At 66.1% G+C, this 15,114-nt stretch carries 13 protein-coding genes and 3 tRNA genes; 4 read left to right on the top strand and 12 right to left on the bottom strand.

What is annotated here, in order from left to right:
- From N5E02_RS10800 to N5E02_RS10790, 3 genes are all read right to left on the bottom strand, one after another.
- On the bottom strand, positions 1-1,831 hold a 1,831-nt coding region (locus N5E02_RS10800; protein ID WP_279946244.1), incomplete at its 3' end, for a ComEC/Rec2 family competence protein.
- 59 nt (positions 1,832-1,890) lie between these two features.
- Positions 1,891-3,234, bottom strand: a complete 1,344-nt coding sequence (locus N5E02_RS10795; protein ID WP_065177374.1) for a HAMP domain-containing sensor histidine kinase — start codon at positions 3,232-3,234, stop codon at positions 1,891-1,893.
- A 1-nt stretch (position 3,235) separates the two neighbouring features.
- Positions 3,236-3,907 (bottom strand): response regulator transcription factor, encoded by a 672-nt coding sequence (locus N5E02_RS10790; RefSeq protein WP_139726949.1) that lies wholly within the window; start codon positions 3,905-3,907, stop codon positions 3,236-3,238.
- A 145-nt stretch (positions 3,908-4,052) separates the two neighbouring features.
- Between N5E02_RS10790 and N5E02_RS10785 the strand changes: the two genes are divergently transcribed.
- Together N5E02_RS10785 and N5E02_RS10780 are read left to right on the top strand one after the other, a co-directional pair.
- On the top strand, positions 4,053-4,820 hold the full coding sequence (locus N5E02_RS10785) for a MipA/OmpV family protein (protein WP_005415972.1): 768 nt from the start codon (positions 4,053-4,055) through the stop codon (positions 4,818-4,820).
- 31 nt (positions 4,821-4,851) lie between these two features.
- Entirely contained in the window at positions 4,852-5,136 is a 285-nt protein-coding gene (locus N5E02_RS10780; protein ID WP_005415971.1) for a hypothetical protein, read from the top strand.
- Positions 5,137-5,232: 96 nt separating this feature from the next.
- Here N5E02_RS10780 and N5E02_RS10775 read toward each other — a convergent pair whose 3' ends face one another.
- Positions 5,233-5,373, bottom strand: coding sequence for a hypothetical protein (locus tag N5E02_RS10775; protein WP_005415970.1), 141 nt, complete (start codon positions 5,371-5,373; stop codon positions 5,233-5,235).
- A gap of 182 nt (positions 5,374-5,555) precedes the next feature.
- On the opposite strand from N5E02_RS10775, the gene N5E02_RS10770 reads away from it, so the two are divergent.
- A complete protein-coding gene (locus N5E02_RS10770) occupies positions 5,556-5,858 on the top strand; it encodes a hypothetical protein (RefSeq protein WP_005415969.1) in 303 nt (100 codons plus the stop codon).
- Positions 5,859-5,984: 126 nt separating this feature from the next.
- On the opposite strand, the gene N5E02_RS10765 is transcribed toward N5E02_RS10770, so the two are convergent.
- The 3 genes from N5E02_RS10765 to uvrB form a co-directional block, all read right to left on the bottom strand.
- A tRNA-Val gene (locus tag N5E02_RS10765) sits at positions 5,985-6,059 on the bottom strand.
- Positions 6,060-6,157: 98 nt separating this feature from the next.
- A tRNA-Val gene (locus N5E02_RS10760) sits at positions 6,158-6,232 on the bottom strand.
- A gap of 106 nt (positions 6,233-6,338) precedes the next feature.
- Entirely contained in the window at positions 6,339-8,363 is a 2,025-nt protein-coding gene (gene uvrB, locus N5E02_RS10755; RefSeq protein ID WP_005415968.1) for an excinuclease ABC subunit UvrB, read from the bottom strand.
- A 128-nt stretch (positions 8,364-8,491) separates the two neighbouring features.
- On the opposite strand from uvrB, the gene N5E02_RS10750 reads away from it, so the two are divergent.
- Positions 8,492-9,037 (top strand): GspH/FimT family pseudopilin, encoded by a 546-nt coding sequence (locus tag N5E02_RS10750; protein ID WP_005415967.1) that lies wholly within the window; start codon positions 8,492-8,494, stop codon positions 9,035-9,037.
- Between the two features lie 52 nt (positions 9,038-9,089).
- Here N5E02_RS10750 and N5E02_RS10745 read toward each other — a convergent pair.
- From N5E02_RS10745 to N5E02_RS10725, 5 genes are all read right to left on the bottom strand, one after another.
- Positions 9,090-9,166 (bottom strand) — tRNA-Asn (locus tag N5E02_RS10745).
- A 47-nt stretch (positions 9,167-9,213) separates the two neighbouring features.
- Positions 9,214-9,621: a type IV pilin protein gene (locus N5E02_RS10740; protein ID WP_005415966.1), complete on the bottom strand. Its 408-nt coding sequence runs from the start codon at positions 9,619-9,621 to the stop codon at positions 9,214-9,216.
- 23 nt (positions 9,622-9,644) lie between these two features.
- Positions 9,645-13,412, bottom strand: coding sequence for a PilC/PilY family type IV pilus protein (locus tag N5E02_RS10735; RefSeq protein WP_279946242.1), 3,768 nt, complete (start codon positions 13,410-13,412; stop codon positions 9,645-9,647).
- Between the two features lie 13 nt (positions 13,413-13,425).
- A complete protein-coding gene (locus N5E02_RS10730) occupies positions 13,426-13,947 on the bottom strand; it encodes a PilX N-terminal domain-containing pilus assembly protein (RefSeq protein ID WP_032954069.1) in 522 nt (173 codons plus the stop codon).
- 5 nt (positions 13,948-13,952) lie between these two features.
- Positions 13,953-15,110, bottom strand: coding sequence for a PilW family protein (locus N5E02_RS10725; protein WP_279946241.1), 1,158 nt, complete (start codon positions 15,108-15,110; stop codon positions 13,953-13,955).
- Positions 15,111-15,114 lie beyond the last annotated feature (4 nt).

Here is a 15,114-nt window from a genome sequence, read left to right as displayed (position 1 = left end):
CCAACAGGGGCAGCTCCGGCAACTGAAGGCGCAGGCTCGGCAGGTTGCCGGCATGATCGAGATCGTCGTGACTGATCAGCACGCGGTCGGGCCGTGCCTGCCCCAGCGCGCGCAATGACGGAACCAGGACCCGCTCACTGCCCTCACCCCCGATCGGCGGTCCCACGTCGTACCAGAGCGCATGCCGCGCGGTGCGCAGCAACACCGCCGTGCCCTGCCCGACGTCGTGTACCAGCAGCTCCAGCTCCCCCTCGGCCGGCCGCTCGCGCAATGGCCACAGCAGCGGCAGGCACAGCAGGAGGCCAGCCAGCCCGCCCCCGGCACCACGTGGCAGCAGCCACCAGAACACGCCCAGCAGCGCCGCCGGCACTGCCCAGGCCGGTGCCTCGGCCAACCACCACATCGCCTGTGGATGCGCCGCCAGTGGCTGCAGGGCCTGCCAGCTGGTTTCGAACAACCACGCCGCTGCACGCCACGCCCAGCACCCGGCGCCGTCATGCAGCACCTGCAGGGCGGTGCCCAGCAGTGACAAGGGCACCACCAGCAATGTCCACCACGGGATGACCGGGAGGTTCACCAGCGGCCCCAGCCAGGCGGTGCCACCGAACAAGGCGATGCCCAGCGGCAACAGGCCGACGCTGGCCACCCCTTGTGCGGCCAGGAACCCGCGCAGGTTGGCGACCACCCCACGCGGACGTCCCTGCGGCAGGCACCAGACCAGCCACAGGACGCCGCCGAAGCTGAGCCAGAAGCCCGCGGACAGCACTGACAGGGGCGCCGGCAGCAGCAGCGCCAGCGCCGCCAGGGCAAGCCCCTGCACGAGACCCAGTGGGCGCCGCCCGCTACGCGCCAGCGCCACCAGCCCGATCATCAGTGCGGTGCGCACGGTCGGCAATTCACCGCCAGCCAGCACCGCATAGCCCGCTGCGGACAGGGCCGCAGCGCAGGCCGCCGCCTGGGGGCGTGGCCAATGCCGGGCCAGCAGCGGACACAGCCACCACAGCCCTCGGCACAGCAACGCCCCCAGTCCCGCCACCACCCCGACATGGAACCCGGAAATGGCCACCAGATGGGTCAGGCCCAGCGCCCGCAACTGATCCCAATCGGCGTCGGACAGGCCACGCGTATCGCCCAGGGCAAGCGCCTGCACGAAGCGCGCAGCTGGATGGGCCACCTGCACGGCGATGGCGGCGCTGGTGCGTTCACGCCATGCCGGCAGGCCATGCGCGGCCTGAAGCTCGCACGCGCTGGCCGGCGCCCGCACCGTGCCGTTGCCGGACACGCCGCGCAGCAGCGCATGGCGTTCACCGTCGAAACCACCGGGATTGATCCGCGAACGCGGCGCCCGCACGCGCAAGGCCAGATGCCACTGCGCGCCGGCCAGGACCTGATGGCGCCCACGCCCGGCGTCGGTGGCGTCAGCGGCACGCCAGGCATCGTTCCAGGTGACCTGCAGGCGCTTGCCGCGCAGCGATGGCAGTTCGCTGCTCTCGCTGACCTGCAGCAGGAAGCGGGTGTGCGCGGCTCCATGGTCCGGCAGATCGATGACCCGTCCACTGACCACCACATCCCGTGCTGGCTGGCCTGGCGGCAGCTGTTCCTGCATTGCCCAGTGCCCATGCATCGCCGTCCATCCGGCGCCCAGCAGCACGACCGCGGGCAGGCGCCCCCGCCAACGCAGGCCCCACCCCGCCATGCCAAGCACGATCATCACCGTGCTGACCCACAGCGGCGGCAGCCGCGGCAGCTGCACGCAGGCCAGCGCCCCCAGTGTCAGCGCCGCAGCGGCGCCACTGCCCAGCAAGGGAGACGGGGAAAGCTGGACGGCCATGGGTCCAGCCTGCCGCTACCGGCGGCAGCTTGCCTATCGGGACTTGCCCCGCAAACGCGTCAGCGCCGGACGCTACCGCGATGGAAATTGACCCGGAAGCTTGCGCCGCCTCCCGCAGCCTCACCGACACTGACCGAGCCACCGTGGTGCTGCACGATCTCCTTCACCAGGTGCAGGCCCAGGCCACTGCCGCTGCCCGCCGCGCGCAGGCGATGGAACGGCTCGAAGATCGCCTCGCGGTCGCTCACTGGAATGCCCGCACCCTGATCGCTGACCTCCAGCAAGCCGCGCGCATCCAACCGCACGCAGATGGTGCCACGGCCACCACCATGCACGATCGCGTTGTGCACCAGGTTGGCAATCACCCGCCCCAGCGCCAGACTGTCGCCGTGGATCCACACCGGCGCTTCCGGCGCGTCCACTTCGAATCCATAGCCGGCACCCACCACCAACGGCGCCAGGTCCGCGGCTGCCTCACGCACCAGCAGGGCCAGGTCCAGCCGCTGCAATGCGCCGACATTGCGGTCAAGGCGCTGCAGATCGAGCAGGTGCTCGGCAACATTGCCCAGCCGCGCCACGTCGGTCAGCAACTGCGACTTCAGCTCGCCCTGCGGCAGCTGAGACAGTCTCGCCTGCACCACGGCGATCGGCACGCGCAATTCGTGCGCCGCGTCGGCGAGGAACTTGTCGCGCGCTGCATAGCCCTGCTGCACCTTGTCGATGGCATCGTTGAAGGCTTCCACCAGCGGCGCCACTTCCGTGGAGACCAGCCGCGCATCCAGCCGCGCACCGGGCTGGCCGATATCCAGTTCCTTGGCCTGCTGCGCAGAACGGCGCACGCCGCGCATGGCACGGTGGATGACGGTCGGCATCACAAGCAGGGTGACCACGATCAGTGGCAGGAAGAACCACAGGCCGATCAGGCGCAGCACCATCAGGGCGCCATCCAGCAGCCCGCCCTTGGGCGCGCCACCGACCATCACGGTGATGCGGCGCCCGTCCTCGTTGCGGATCATCACCCGCGCCACGTCCAGATAGGGGGGCACCAGCGAGCCCAGTTCCGTGGCGCCCACGGTCGGCAGCCGCGCGAGCATCGGCGCGTGGATGGCTGGGATGGTGCCGCGCTCGAGCCACATGCCCTTGTCATCCACCGCGGCGAACCAGAGATTTCCCCCGGCGTTGGCATCGAGCTTGTCCCAGCGCGCCTGGTCCAGCACCAGGCGCCCGCCTTCGCTGTGCACCGCCTTGGCCACCGCCTCGGCAACGAACATGTCCATGCCCCAGGAGTCCTTGTCACCCCAGGTCAGGATCAATGCGACCACCGCGAACAGTACGGTGAAGGCCTGCGCCAGGAACAGGCGCCAAGCCAGGCCAAGGGTGATCGAACGGATCGGACGGGCCATCTCAGGCCTCCGCCAGCAGGTAGCCGACGCCGCGGATCACATGGATCTCCACCCCCGCCCCGGCCTGCTGCAGCGCTTTGCGCAGCTTGGAGATATGCGCATCGAGTGCATTGGATTGGATCTCATCATCGAACCCGTACACTGCAGCCTCCAGGGCACTGCGGGTAACCGTGCGGCCCTGCCGCATCGCCAACGCCTGCAGCACCAGCACCTGCCGACGTGGCAATGCCAGGGGCTGGCCCTCCACCTGTGCCTGCAGCGATTCGAAATCGAACTCGAGCCGCCCCAGCCGCAGGCTCGGCGTCACCATCGTCGAAGGCCTGCGCGATACCGCGCGGATGCGTGCCATCAGTTCCTCGATCGCCACCGGCTTGACCAGATAGTCATCGGCACCGACGTCCAGGCCTTCGACCTTGTCCGACAGCGTCCCCTTGGCGGTGAGCATGATCACCGCCAGGTTCGGCCGCAGCGCACGCGCCGAGGCGACGAATCCGGCGCCATCGCCATCGGGCAGCTGGCGATCGAGCAGCAGCAGCTGGTGCACCGGTTCGCGCAAGGCGAGCGCGGCCTCGGCCAGGCTGCCGACCACATCGGCGACCACGCCCTGCCGCTCCAGGCCCGATTGCAGGGCGCGGGACAGATCAGGATCGTCTTCGACCAGGAGGATGCGCATCAGGGACTCGTCAACCGGAAACGCTGCCGATCATAGTGCCTGGCGCCGTGATTTTGCGCCCATGCATGCCGAACGCGCGGGCGCAATGTTCTGACAATGTTGCCCCGTCACCATGCGCAGCCATCCCCTGCAACGTGGCTGATCGATGCCGTCGCTGTCCCCGCACCTGCTGCGCCCGCTACTGCTCACCACGGCCCTCGGCGTGCCGTTGCTCGCCCATGCTGCCGGGCAGAACCCCGGCGTGCAGGCCGGTATCAGCGCTGGCGCGACCTCCGGTGCGTACGCGCACTATGACGTCAAACCGCTGGTGGTACCGGCCATCGCCTGGCAGGGCGAGCGCTTCTTCGCCAGCCCCGGCTCACTTGGCATGTACCTCTACAAGGATCAGGGGTGGCGGCTGTCGGCGGCGGTCACGCCCTACACCCTGCGCTTCAAGACCGGCGACGTGAATGATGCTCAGCTGCGCCGCCTGCACAGCCGGCAGATGTCGGCCATGGCGGGCATCAACGGTGAGTACAGTGCCGACTGGGGCATGGTCGAGGCCAGCGTGATGCGGGACGTGACCGGCCATGGCGGTGGTATCGAGTCGCGCCTGCATTACAGCCATCCGATCCAGGCAGGCCGCTTCACCTGGGTGCCGCGGGTGGGTGTCGTGCATTCCAGTGCACGGCTGCTCGACTACTACTACGGCATCAGTGACGAAGAGGCACTGCGCTCAGGCCTTGCCAGCTACCGTCCGGGTAGTGCCACCTCACCGAGTCTGCAGATCGCGGTCAGCACGCCACTGGGCATGAAGTGGCGCGCGACCGGCGTGGTGGCCAACCAGTGGTTCGGCGATGCAGTGAAGGACAGCCCGATGGCACGACGCGGCACGCAGACCTCGGCCTTCATTTCCCTGATGCGCTCGTTCTGAACGAGCGCCCCCGCTACGGACAAGGACCCCCATGGCCTCCGTCTTCCCCACCGCAGACGCTCACGCGATCCTGCGTGCACCGGACCTGGACAGCGCAGAACGCGCCTATCTGGGACTGATGCCCGACCTTGAACATGTGAATGCACTGGCCCGCCGTGCAGTGGGCCTGTCACGCGTTGCCGACGCGGCACGCGGCTATGCGTTGTCGATGACTCTGGTCGGACTGCGCCTGCAGGAGCTGGAGATGGGCGAGCCAACGGCCAGGGAACATCGCCAGGCCACCCTGCGCAGCCTGCGCCAGGCCTTCAGCGCCTGACAGCACCCGCACAGGCACTGCCGCCGCACCAGCGGCAGCGGGAGCCATCGGGTCAGCAGGTCCCGCCACCCGGCAGGCCCGGCGCGGCAGCGTCGTTCAGCGCAGCGTGGTCCACGCCAGCAGCGCGCTCAGGATTGCGACCCAGATCACTGCCTTGAACGTGCCTTCCAGCATGTTGCCGCCGAACAGGCGTTCCAGGAGCGGATTGGGCCTGGACACCGGGACGTGATCACTCATGCGGCAGTTCCTTGCAGTAATTGCGCAGTTGCGCAGTAGCGCCGAGTCTACGCCTGCGCGGCCCGGATTCATCGCCATCTGCCTGCCTTTGGCGGCCCAATCCCCGCCTTCGTCGCAGGCCGGCTGCGGTGCCCGGCCGACCATGCCAGTCTGCACGCACTTTCCCGCTGGAGCACCGTGCCATGCCGATGCTTGCCCTGATCCTGCTGTTCTCCAGCCTGTTCGGCGACGGCTGCGGGCCCACCGAGGATGCCCTGCGCAGCCAGATCCTGCGCAACGAAGATCGGCAGGCCATGCATGAAGCGCAGCCCCTTCAGCTCTATCACCTGCGCCAGGACCGCGTGCTGCGGCTGGGCAGCCAGCAATCGCCAGACGACACTGGCGCCAGCCCTCATCCTGCGCTGGCCCGGGTAGGTGTGGCGCAGCTGTGGGAACGCGTCGACGGCCACTGGCGCATCCAGCGTTCGATCAGCATTACCCACTGATTTCATGCCACTGAACCGGCACGGATGCAGCTTCGCGGGAACGCCAGGCTCCCCGGAACGAAAAAAGCCGGCCCCGGGGCCGGCTTTCATCGTTTCCACCACTTCACCGGCAACGCCGGGAGCAGGTGGTGGGCGGTACAGGGTTCGAACCTGTGACCCCTACCATGTCAAGGTAGTGCTCTACCGCTGAGCTAACCGCCCATCTTGTTCTTGCCGCCCGAAGGCTGGCCTTGTTACGTAAAAACCCGGCGCCAGGGCCGGGCTTTGCAGTTCACGACAGCCCTCTTCCGAGGACTTCGTGGTGGGCGGTACAGGGTTCGAACCTGTGACCCCTACCATGTCAAGGTAGTGCTCTACCGCTGAGCTAACCGCCCGTTTTGCTTCTGCATTTCCGCGATTGCGTCGGTGCAGGCCGCGTATATTACGGATGCGGGCCGTGAAGCGCAACACTTTTGTGAAGATGATGCTGCACTGCCACGTTCAGCCCAGGCTGGCTTCCTTCAGCTGCCGGATCTGGTCACGCACCCGTGCGGCATCTTCGAATTCCAGGTCCTTGGCGTGCTGGTACATCTGTTGTTCCAGCGCCTTGAGACGGGTCGCCAGCTGCGCCGGAGACAGCGAACGATAGTCGGCCGCTTCTTCGGCCACACTCGCCCGGCCCTTGCCCTTACCCTTCTTGGCTTCCTTCTCGGCGGCATCCGAACGCGCGCCTTCGAGGACATCGACGATCGGGCGCGCCACCGAGCGCGGCACGATGCCATGTTCTTCGTTGTACTCGACCTGCTTGGCACGGCGCCGGTCGGTCTCATCGATCGCCGCCTGCATCGAGCGGGTGATCTTGTCGGCGTACAGGATCGCCTTGCCGCGCACATTGCGTGCGGCGCGGCCGATGGTCTGGATCAGCGAGCCGGTGGAGCGCAGGAAGCCTTCCTTGTCGGCATCGAGGATCGCCACCAGCGATACCTCGGGCATGTCCAGGCCTTCACGCAGCAGGTTGATGCCGACCAGCACGTCGAACTTGCCCAGGCGCAGGTCGCGGATGATCTCCACGCGCTCGACCGTATCCACGTCCGAGTGCAGGTAGCGCACGCGGATACCGTGTTCGGTGAGGTACTCGGTGAGGTTTTCAGCCATGCGCTTGGTCAGCGTGGTGACCAGCACGCGGTCGCCCGCCTTGATGCGCGCGTTGGCCTCGCTCATCAGGTCGTCGACCTGGGTACCGACCGGCCGGATCTCCACCACCGGGTCGATCAGGCCGGTTGGGCGCACCACCAGTTCGGTGATCTCGTCACCGGCTTCACGCAGTTCATAGGGCCCGGGCGTGGCCGACACGTAGATGCTGCGCGGGCAGCGCTCCTCCCATTCCTCGAAGCGCAGCGGGCGGTTGTCCAGCGCCGACGGCAGGCGGAAACCGAACTCAACCAGGGTTTCCTTGCGCGAGCGGTCACCCTTGAACATGGCGCCGATCTGCGGAATGGTCACATGCGATTCATCGATCACCAGCAGCGCATCCGGCGGCAGGTAGTCGAACAGGGTCGGTGGCGGCTCGCCGGCATTCTTGCCGGTCAGGTGCCGGGAGTAGTTCTCGATGCCGTTGCAGTAACCGACCTCGGCCATCATTTCCAGGTCGAACTGCGTGCGCTGCGCCAGGCGCTGCGCCTCCACCAGCTTGTTCTGCGCGTAGAGCTGCTCGAGCCGCTCCTTCAGCTCTACCTTGATCGTCTCGATCGCCGCCAGCACGCGCTCGCGCGTGGTCGCATAGTGGGTCTTCGGGTAGACCGTGAAGCGCTGCATGTTGCGCAGCGTCTCGCCGGTGAGCGGATCGAACAGGGTGATCTTCTCGACCTCGCCATCGAACAGTTCGAGGCGCAGTGCTTCGCTGTCCGACTCGGCCGGGAACACGTCGATCACTTCGCCGCGCACGCGGAAGGTACCGCGCTGCAGCTCGTACTCATTGCGCGTGTACTGCAGCTGGGTCAGGTGGTTGATCAGGTCGCGCTGGTCGATGCGCTCGCCCTTGGACAGGATCAGGCGCAGCGAAAGGTAGTCTTCCGGCGCACCCAGGCCATAGATCGCGGACACCGTGGCCACCACGATCGCGTCCGGGCGCGACAGCAGGGTCTTGGTCGCGGCCAGCCGCATCTGCTCGATGTGTTCGTTGATCGAACTGTCCTTCTCGATGAAGGTGTCCGACGACGGCACGTAGGCTTCGGGCTGGTAGTAGTCGTAATAACTGACGAAGTACTCCACCGCGTTGTGCGGGAAGAACGCCTTGAACTCGCCATACAGCTGCGCCGCCAGCGTCTTGTTCGGTGCCATGATCAGCGTCGGCTTCTGAACGTTCTGGATGACGTTGGCGATGGTGTAAGTCTTGCCCGAGCCGGTCACGCCCAGCAGGGTCTGCTTGGCGATGCCGGCCTCGAAGTTGCTGGTCAGCTTCGCGATGGCGTTGGGCTGGTCGCCCGCCGGCGAATACGGCGAGACAAGTTCAAAACTGTCGCTCATGGTGTTGCCAGTTCCCGGGAAGGGTCAGTATACGGGGCGAGGGGTGACGGCCGGCTGAGGGGTCTCCGGGCAGACCGCTACGGGGATTCCCGATGGCGGCCGCACAGCCGGGCGCGGAGGCTGGATGCATGCGCACTGCCCAAGCCCCCTGCCCGCTCGGCCCCCGCTCTGCGCGGGGCGTGCACCTGACCGAACTGCTGGTGGTCATCACTGTGCTGGCGGTGCTGCTGGCCGCGTCCTGGCCGGCGTTGCAGCCCCTGCTGCTGCGGCAACGCGCCGATGCACTGCAACTGACCCTGCATGCCAGCCTGTCCGGCGCACGCAGCGAGGCCGTGCGCAGACGGGAGCTGATCGGCCTCTGCGCCAGTGTCGACGGCCGGCACTGCAGTGACGACTGGAGCGCCGGCTGGATCATCTACCGCAGCGGCGACCAGCGCGGGGAGCCTGCCTCGCCGGAGGCGATCCTGAGCCACCACACCGGGCGCTCGGACGTCTCGATCCTTGCCCAGGCCAGCAGCGGGCGTCCGCTGCTGTTCTTCCAGGCAGATGGACGCAGCCCGGGGGCCAACCTGACCCTGCGCATCTGCGCGGGCAACCAGCTGCATGGCGCATTGATCGTCAACAATGGCGGCCGCGTCCGGAGTGAGCGCGTGAACCGCGATACACCCTGCTGAATGCCTGCGCAGAAAAGCAGAAGCCGCGATTTCTCGCGGCTTCTGTAGTATCTGGCGCCCGAAGTTGGACTCGAACCAACGACCCCCTGATTAACAGTCAAGTGCTCTAACCGGCTGAGCTATTCGGGCGGGGAGGCGCATTGTACTGGTCGATTACAGGAAGATCAACACCTGTTTCACCAGCAGCTGGCAACGCCACCGTCGGCCGTCTTGCGGTTGGCCTGGTCCACGCTCAACTTGCCACAGCTGTCCTTGGCCTGCGTGCCCTGCGGGGTGGCGGTGATGGTGAAGCTGGTGCCGTCTCCCTTGTAATCCAGGTTGTAGCGCGCAGTCCCTCCATCACGCGGCGACACCTTGGTCGGCAGTGCGTAGCCGGTGTAGGAGTTGTTGCTGGTGTGGTAGCGCTCCGCACGCTGCGCATACTCGGCCAGGTCCGCCTTCACCACGGCGCGATGCGATCGGCGCACGTACTCCTGGTAAGACGGAATGGCGATCGCCGCCAGGATGCCGATGACGATCACCACGATCATCAATTCAATGAGCGTGAAGCCAGCCGCGCGGCGAGGCATGGGAGTGTGCAACATGGGCGTGGATCCTCGCACTTGGGTTACTGGAGCTGGCGCCAGGACTGGCGACCGCACGGGTAAGGCAGATACAGCGACTGGCTGCCCGCAGCACCCACCGCCATCCAGCAGGAGCTGCCACCGGGCGGTGCCTTGTTGTCCGTCGGACGTGGCAACACCGACAGCGAAACGTCACGCACCGGCGCGGTTCCTCCTGTCTTCAATGCAATGGCCGCGGTGCCGGAGGCGGGTCGGCTGCCGGTCGGCGAGCCATAACGGACGTTCTCCAGCATCGGCAGGCCGCTGATCGACGACAACCCGAACAGCCAGTTCGAACCACTGGTCGAACAACCAACCGTTTCCATGTTGGGTACATAGGTCGGCATGAAGACAATGCCACTGACCAGGATCGGGTTACCTACTGCGCGTTCACCGTTGCCGGCAGGCAGCTGGATCATCCAGCCGCGGGCGTTGGCCGGCGCCGCACCCGCGGTGATCTTGCGCTCATCAACGCCTGCAGCGGCGGCCGCGGCCGTGTACGGAACCAGGTTGGCAGCGGTCACCGTCGAGGTCACCGTCTTGCCCGACAGATCGTTCACGGCGTACAGCGCCTGCTGCGACTTGTCATCCTTGTCGCTGGTGAAGGAGAAGCTGCCGGTGCCGAAGTAAAGCATCACGCCGCCCGAAGGACCGGTCGCGGCGGTCATGCCTCCGGTGATCGGCTGACGGTAGGTCCTGTTGGAGGAGTCCCGGGCAACCTGGCTGGTGAACATCGGCACGGTCAACGTGGTATTCGCACTGCTGGTCAGGTCGAACTTCCACACGGCGCCACGCTGATCGGCGGCATAGACGGTGTCGGCCAGGCCATCACGGCCGCGCGCATCCTGGTTGGTACCGGTCCAACGATCGACAACGACCACATTGCCCAATCCGTTGTCACCGGAGATGCCAGCGCCCGAGGTACCCTCGACGGCTTCGATCATCCGGATGTCGCCACTGGCCATATCGACCACGAACAACACCGCCTTGCCGTTGGCGCTGCCGTAGCCATTACCGAAGATCGCCTTCCAGGCCACGCCGGTGCCACTCTTCACCGGCACGATCACCGGCTTGCCCAGCACGAAACCGATGTTGTTGCGCACCTCATCCCGCAGCGACGAATTGATGTCACTGATTTCCCACAGCACGTTGCCGGTGCCGAAGCTGCCCGGCGTGGTGACGTCCAGTGCGAACACCGAACGGCCACCCGCACCCGTGGTGCCTACCAGGCTGGTCTGCCAGGCGGTGCCGTTGAACGTATCGGACACCGTCACCGGACCATCGACGTAGTAACGATGACGGAAGGTCTGGTCGGCCGTGTCGGACTTGTAGGGGAACAGCAGGTTGGCCATGTGACCCAGCGCGGTGGCCGGGATGTAGGCAAAGCTCTCCGTGCCACCGGTGCCGTCCTGCTTGGCATCGGCCTTCATGCCGCCGTCGAAGGCGTGCAGCATGCCGTCATTGGCGCCGACATAGACCATGTACCGTTGCAACTTGGCCTTGGTGGCCAGGTAGTCCGTATAGCTCTTTGCGTAGGTGCCACCCAACTGGCGGTAACCGTAGTCGTCCAGCGGCGAGCTCACCACCGGCGCCGAATTGACGATGTCACCCAGCGGCGTGGTGCGGTCACGATACTTGCCACCGTTGCGGACTTCGGTCGAGCTGTCGGCACTGAGATAGTTGATCGCGCTGGCCAGATCAGCCTTGATCGCCGTCAGCTTGTCGGTGGAGCACACCAGCATCGTCGCGTACTTGCCGTCAGGCTTGCTGCACAGGTCCTGCAGGCTGATGCGGGCGCTGTTGAAATCCACCGGCGAACCCAGCTTGTTGGCGACGATCCGGCGGCCGGACGATGTCAGGCGGCTGGAGGCTTCCCACACCTCGGTGAGCTCGGCCACCTGGTTGGCGTTGACCTTGACGCTGGACGCGGTCAGCTTGCTCGACCAATCAGTGCCGCTGTTGGTGATGTCATAACGCGGGGTGACCGCCAGCGAACCGGTACCGATGCGTGCACCACTGATACCGATCGTGCCTGAAGGCGACGCACCACCGGTGATCGAGGACAGTACCCGGCGCATGGCCTCGGTGACGTCGGCCGGCGTCTGCGCATTGATGAACTCGCCACGGCTGTTGACGGCCGCGTGCCACAGTTCATCGATGACCGTACCGTCGTCGACATTCAGCGGGTTGCCGTTGCCAGCCCAGTTCGGCGGGTTCTTGTAGGGATCGTCGGTCGCTGCCTGGTTGACGCCGTAGATCTTGCCCTGCGCGCCCAGGGTCACGCCGTAAAAGTTCATGTGCAGGTCGGTCTGGCAGTCCAGGCGCTTCCAGTCCGGGCTGCTCTTGTCCAGCGAACTGCACTTGTCACTGACCGGCACCTGGCCGGCCGGGAAGCTGGTACCGGTGCGCAGGGGTGTGCGGGCGCCGGCATAGGCCGCCGCCGCGATGTCGGCGATGGTATTGCTGTAGCCATCGGCGAACGGAATGGACGGCAGGTGCGTGGAATTCACCGAGTCCGCATCACCGAACGATCCGTTGGGTGCATTGCCGGAGTTGGTGTAGCCGTCGGTGAACAGCATGCCGCCATTGCGCTGGCAGGCCAGCTTCACGGGGGCGTCGGCATCGGTACGACGGAACTGGTCGACCAGATATTCAACCGCGCGGCGGTTGGGCGTGCCGCCATTGCCAGTGAGCGTGTAGATCTGCTTGTAGAGATCGGCACGATTGGTGACCATGTCATACATGGTCGCGTTGCTGAGCTTGTTGATGGTGAAGTAGCCCACGCGCATCGTATCGACGCTCACCAGCGCCGCAGTCGACGAACCGACGATCGCCAGCACGCGGTTGCGGTGGTACTGGAACCAGTTGGCAAAATTCTGGATCGCGGCGTTGTAGGCGGCCGGGCTCGAGTAGTTGCCCGGCTTGATCTGGTAGCGGCGCATGTCGCAGCCCGGACCACAGGCACCCTTGATCACCGGGCGACTGGCGTCGTCGGTCTTGTATCCGTCCGGTGCAGGCGCTGCGGCCGGCAGGTAGAAGGTGGCCGGGAAGTAGCTGATCGCGTATGTGGTATTGCCGGTGTTGCTGATCGCAGCGGTCTTCCACCCGCCATCCCACCAGTTGTCGACATAGTATTCATTGCCGGTGCCGGACAGGTCGGGAATCCGCATGCCGCTGACGAACTGGAACTTCTCCGACGTCTCGGCGCGATTGACGGTCATGTTGTACACGGCATTGTAGCCGCGCTGCCCGGACCGGGGATCGGCGCGGGTCTGGGTGATCGAGGCATTCGGCCACAGCGTGCCGTCGGCATTGGTCCACGGCCGGTAGGTCACTGCCGGATTGAAGTAACTGGCGTTGTAGACATGCGAACGCGCGAAACCGTAGATGTCCAATGGCGGAATGGCCCGGCCCGGTGAATATTCCTTGTTGAATTCCGCGTGCGGGTAAAGGTAGAGGTAACAGTCCACCGAGTTGTTGGCACACGCCGAGCCCACGCTGAAGAAGCTTCCGTCGTTGTTGAAGAAGCTGTTGGTGTTGCTGTTCCAGCGCATGCGGCCGTCACCACCGGGGAACATGCGCTCGAAGTTCATCGAACCCGAATCGTCCACCGCCATGATGAACGCCGGTGTCGCGCGGGTCTGCACGTTCATCGGCTCCTGTGCCAGCACGCCCTGCGCCTGTGCGGCAAACAAGGTATGCGCCAGATAGCCGCCAGCGGCCAACACGGCAAGGCCAACGCCTGCCAGGATCCTGCGGTTGCGAGTGTTCATGGGTTCCCCACCCTCACAGCTTGAATACGGTATCGATCGCCGCACGCGACGTCGCATCACTGGTGGTATCACCGGCATAGGTCGTGATCTGGTAGACCGGCGTTGGCTTCTCCACCGACTTGCCCATGTCCAGCGCACCCTCCCCCTGGATGCAACCCTGGATCTCACGGACATAGATGGCCGGCTTGCTGCCCAGCTTGGTTTTCGCGACCCAGGCCGACGGATCGAAGCCGTCATCGCACTGCTGGCTGATGTCGGCGGACGCTACGGCCGGATTGGCACCGGCATCCTTGCGATTGGCGATGTTCTCCACCGCGTTCTCGGCGCTGCGTGCCGCGCCTTCGGCGTTCTGGAACGCCATGTTGGTCGCCCGGTAGCCGGCTGCCATGCGCTCCTGCATGCCGGCCACCTGCATGCCGATGACGCCCAGCAGGGCCAGCAGCACCAGCATGATCAGCGCGACGTAGAGAACGGCACCCTGCTGTCGTGCCTGGGCAACGAAGGGACGGCGTCGGGAGGAAGGATGAGTGCGCATGGTCGTCAGTTCCCGAACAAGCGGTTGCGCAGCGCAACGGACGCTTCATAGGCGCCCCGATGGCGCTGGTCGTAAGGATTGGCCGGGGCAAAGCCCACCCCGAGGATGGCCGGATAGGTGGCCGCGCTGCCCGGCGCCTCGGCCGACGCACGCTGCGGGCTGCGCGCCAGCAGGCCGACCTGCACCATGCCGACGCGGCGCCACTGCCCTGCGGCGGTGGCATCGGTACCGGTGCTGACCGCACTGGCCACGCGCTGGTCGACGATGCGACCGGTCGGCGGCGTGGGCAGGGCGATATCCGGGGTGGCATCCAGTCCGTACAGGAACTGCATGTTCTCGATGCCTTCCACCAGCTCCTCGCCATCGGCGTAGCCGCCGGCGCCATTCGCGCGTGCCCGGTAAAGCGCCGGCTCGCCATTGGGATTGGTCGCGATGTAGTACGCCATGCCATCGGCGCGATACAGCATGGTCATCGCGTTGTTGATCGAATAGTTGCTCAGGTCGACCTTGTCCACCTTCACCGTCGAACCGCTGATGGTGGCCGGGAACACGTCGGCACGGGTGCAGTCGGCTATGCCAAAGACCGTCGGCGCACCTGCGGCGTTGGCCTTCAGCCGGGCCATGCCATCACTGGAGACGGTCAGCGTGGTCGCGCCCGCGGCCACGGAGATGCCGGTCACCACGGCCCCTTCCGGACTCATCAGGCGCAGCACCAGGATGTCGCTGCCCGGCAGTGGCGCCGGCTTGAGGTTGGCGATGCTCTTCGGCACCGACTGCGCCGCGCTCCACGCGCGGCCCAGGGTCAGGGTGGCGCCCGGCGCCGTACCTGCCGCCTCATACCCCTGCACCGGAACCGAGAAATCCTGCGGGTCGCCACTGCCCGAGCTGATGCCCAGGTGATAACCCACATCGCCGGTGTTCTTGACCACATGGGCCTGGTCGTTGACGCAGCCGAAGTGGCCGGCCATGCGCAGGTCACGCTGCAGGAAGTCCAGCGCGAAGCGCGCGTTCTCCTGGGTACGGGCCGCACCTTCGGACAGGCGCGATGCCGCACGCGAGGCGATGAAGATCTGGGTGACGCCCAGCATCAGGACCAGGGCGATGACCATGGCGATCATCAGTTCGATCAGCGACAGGCCTCGGGTGCGCGAAATTGGACTCATGGGC

Source organism: Stenotrophomonas sp. GD03777, from assembly GCF_029842485.1.
GTDB classification, from domain to species: Bacteria; Pseudomonadota; Gammaproteobacteria; order Xanthomonadales; family Xanthomonadaceae; genus Stenotrophomonas; species Stenotrophomonas sepilia.
The sequence above is the reverse complement of the archived record's forward strand: the minus strand, read 5'-3'. Positions and strand labels throughout refer to the sequence as shown.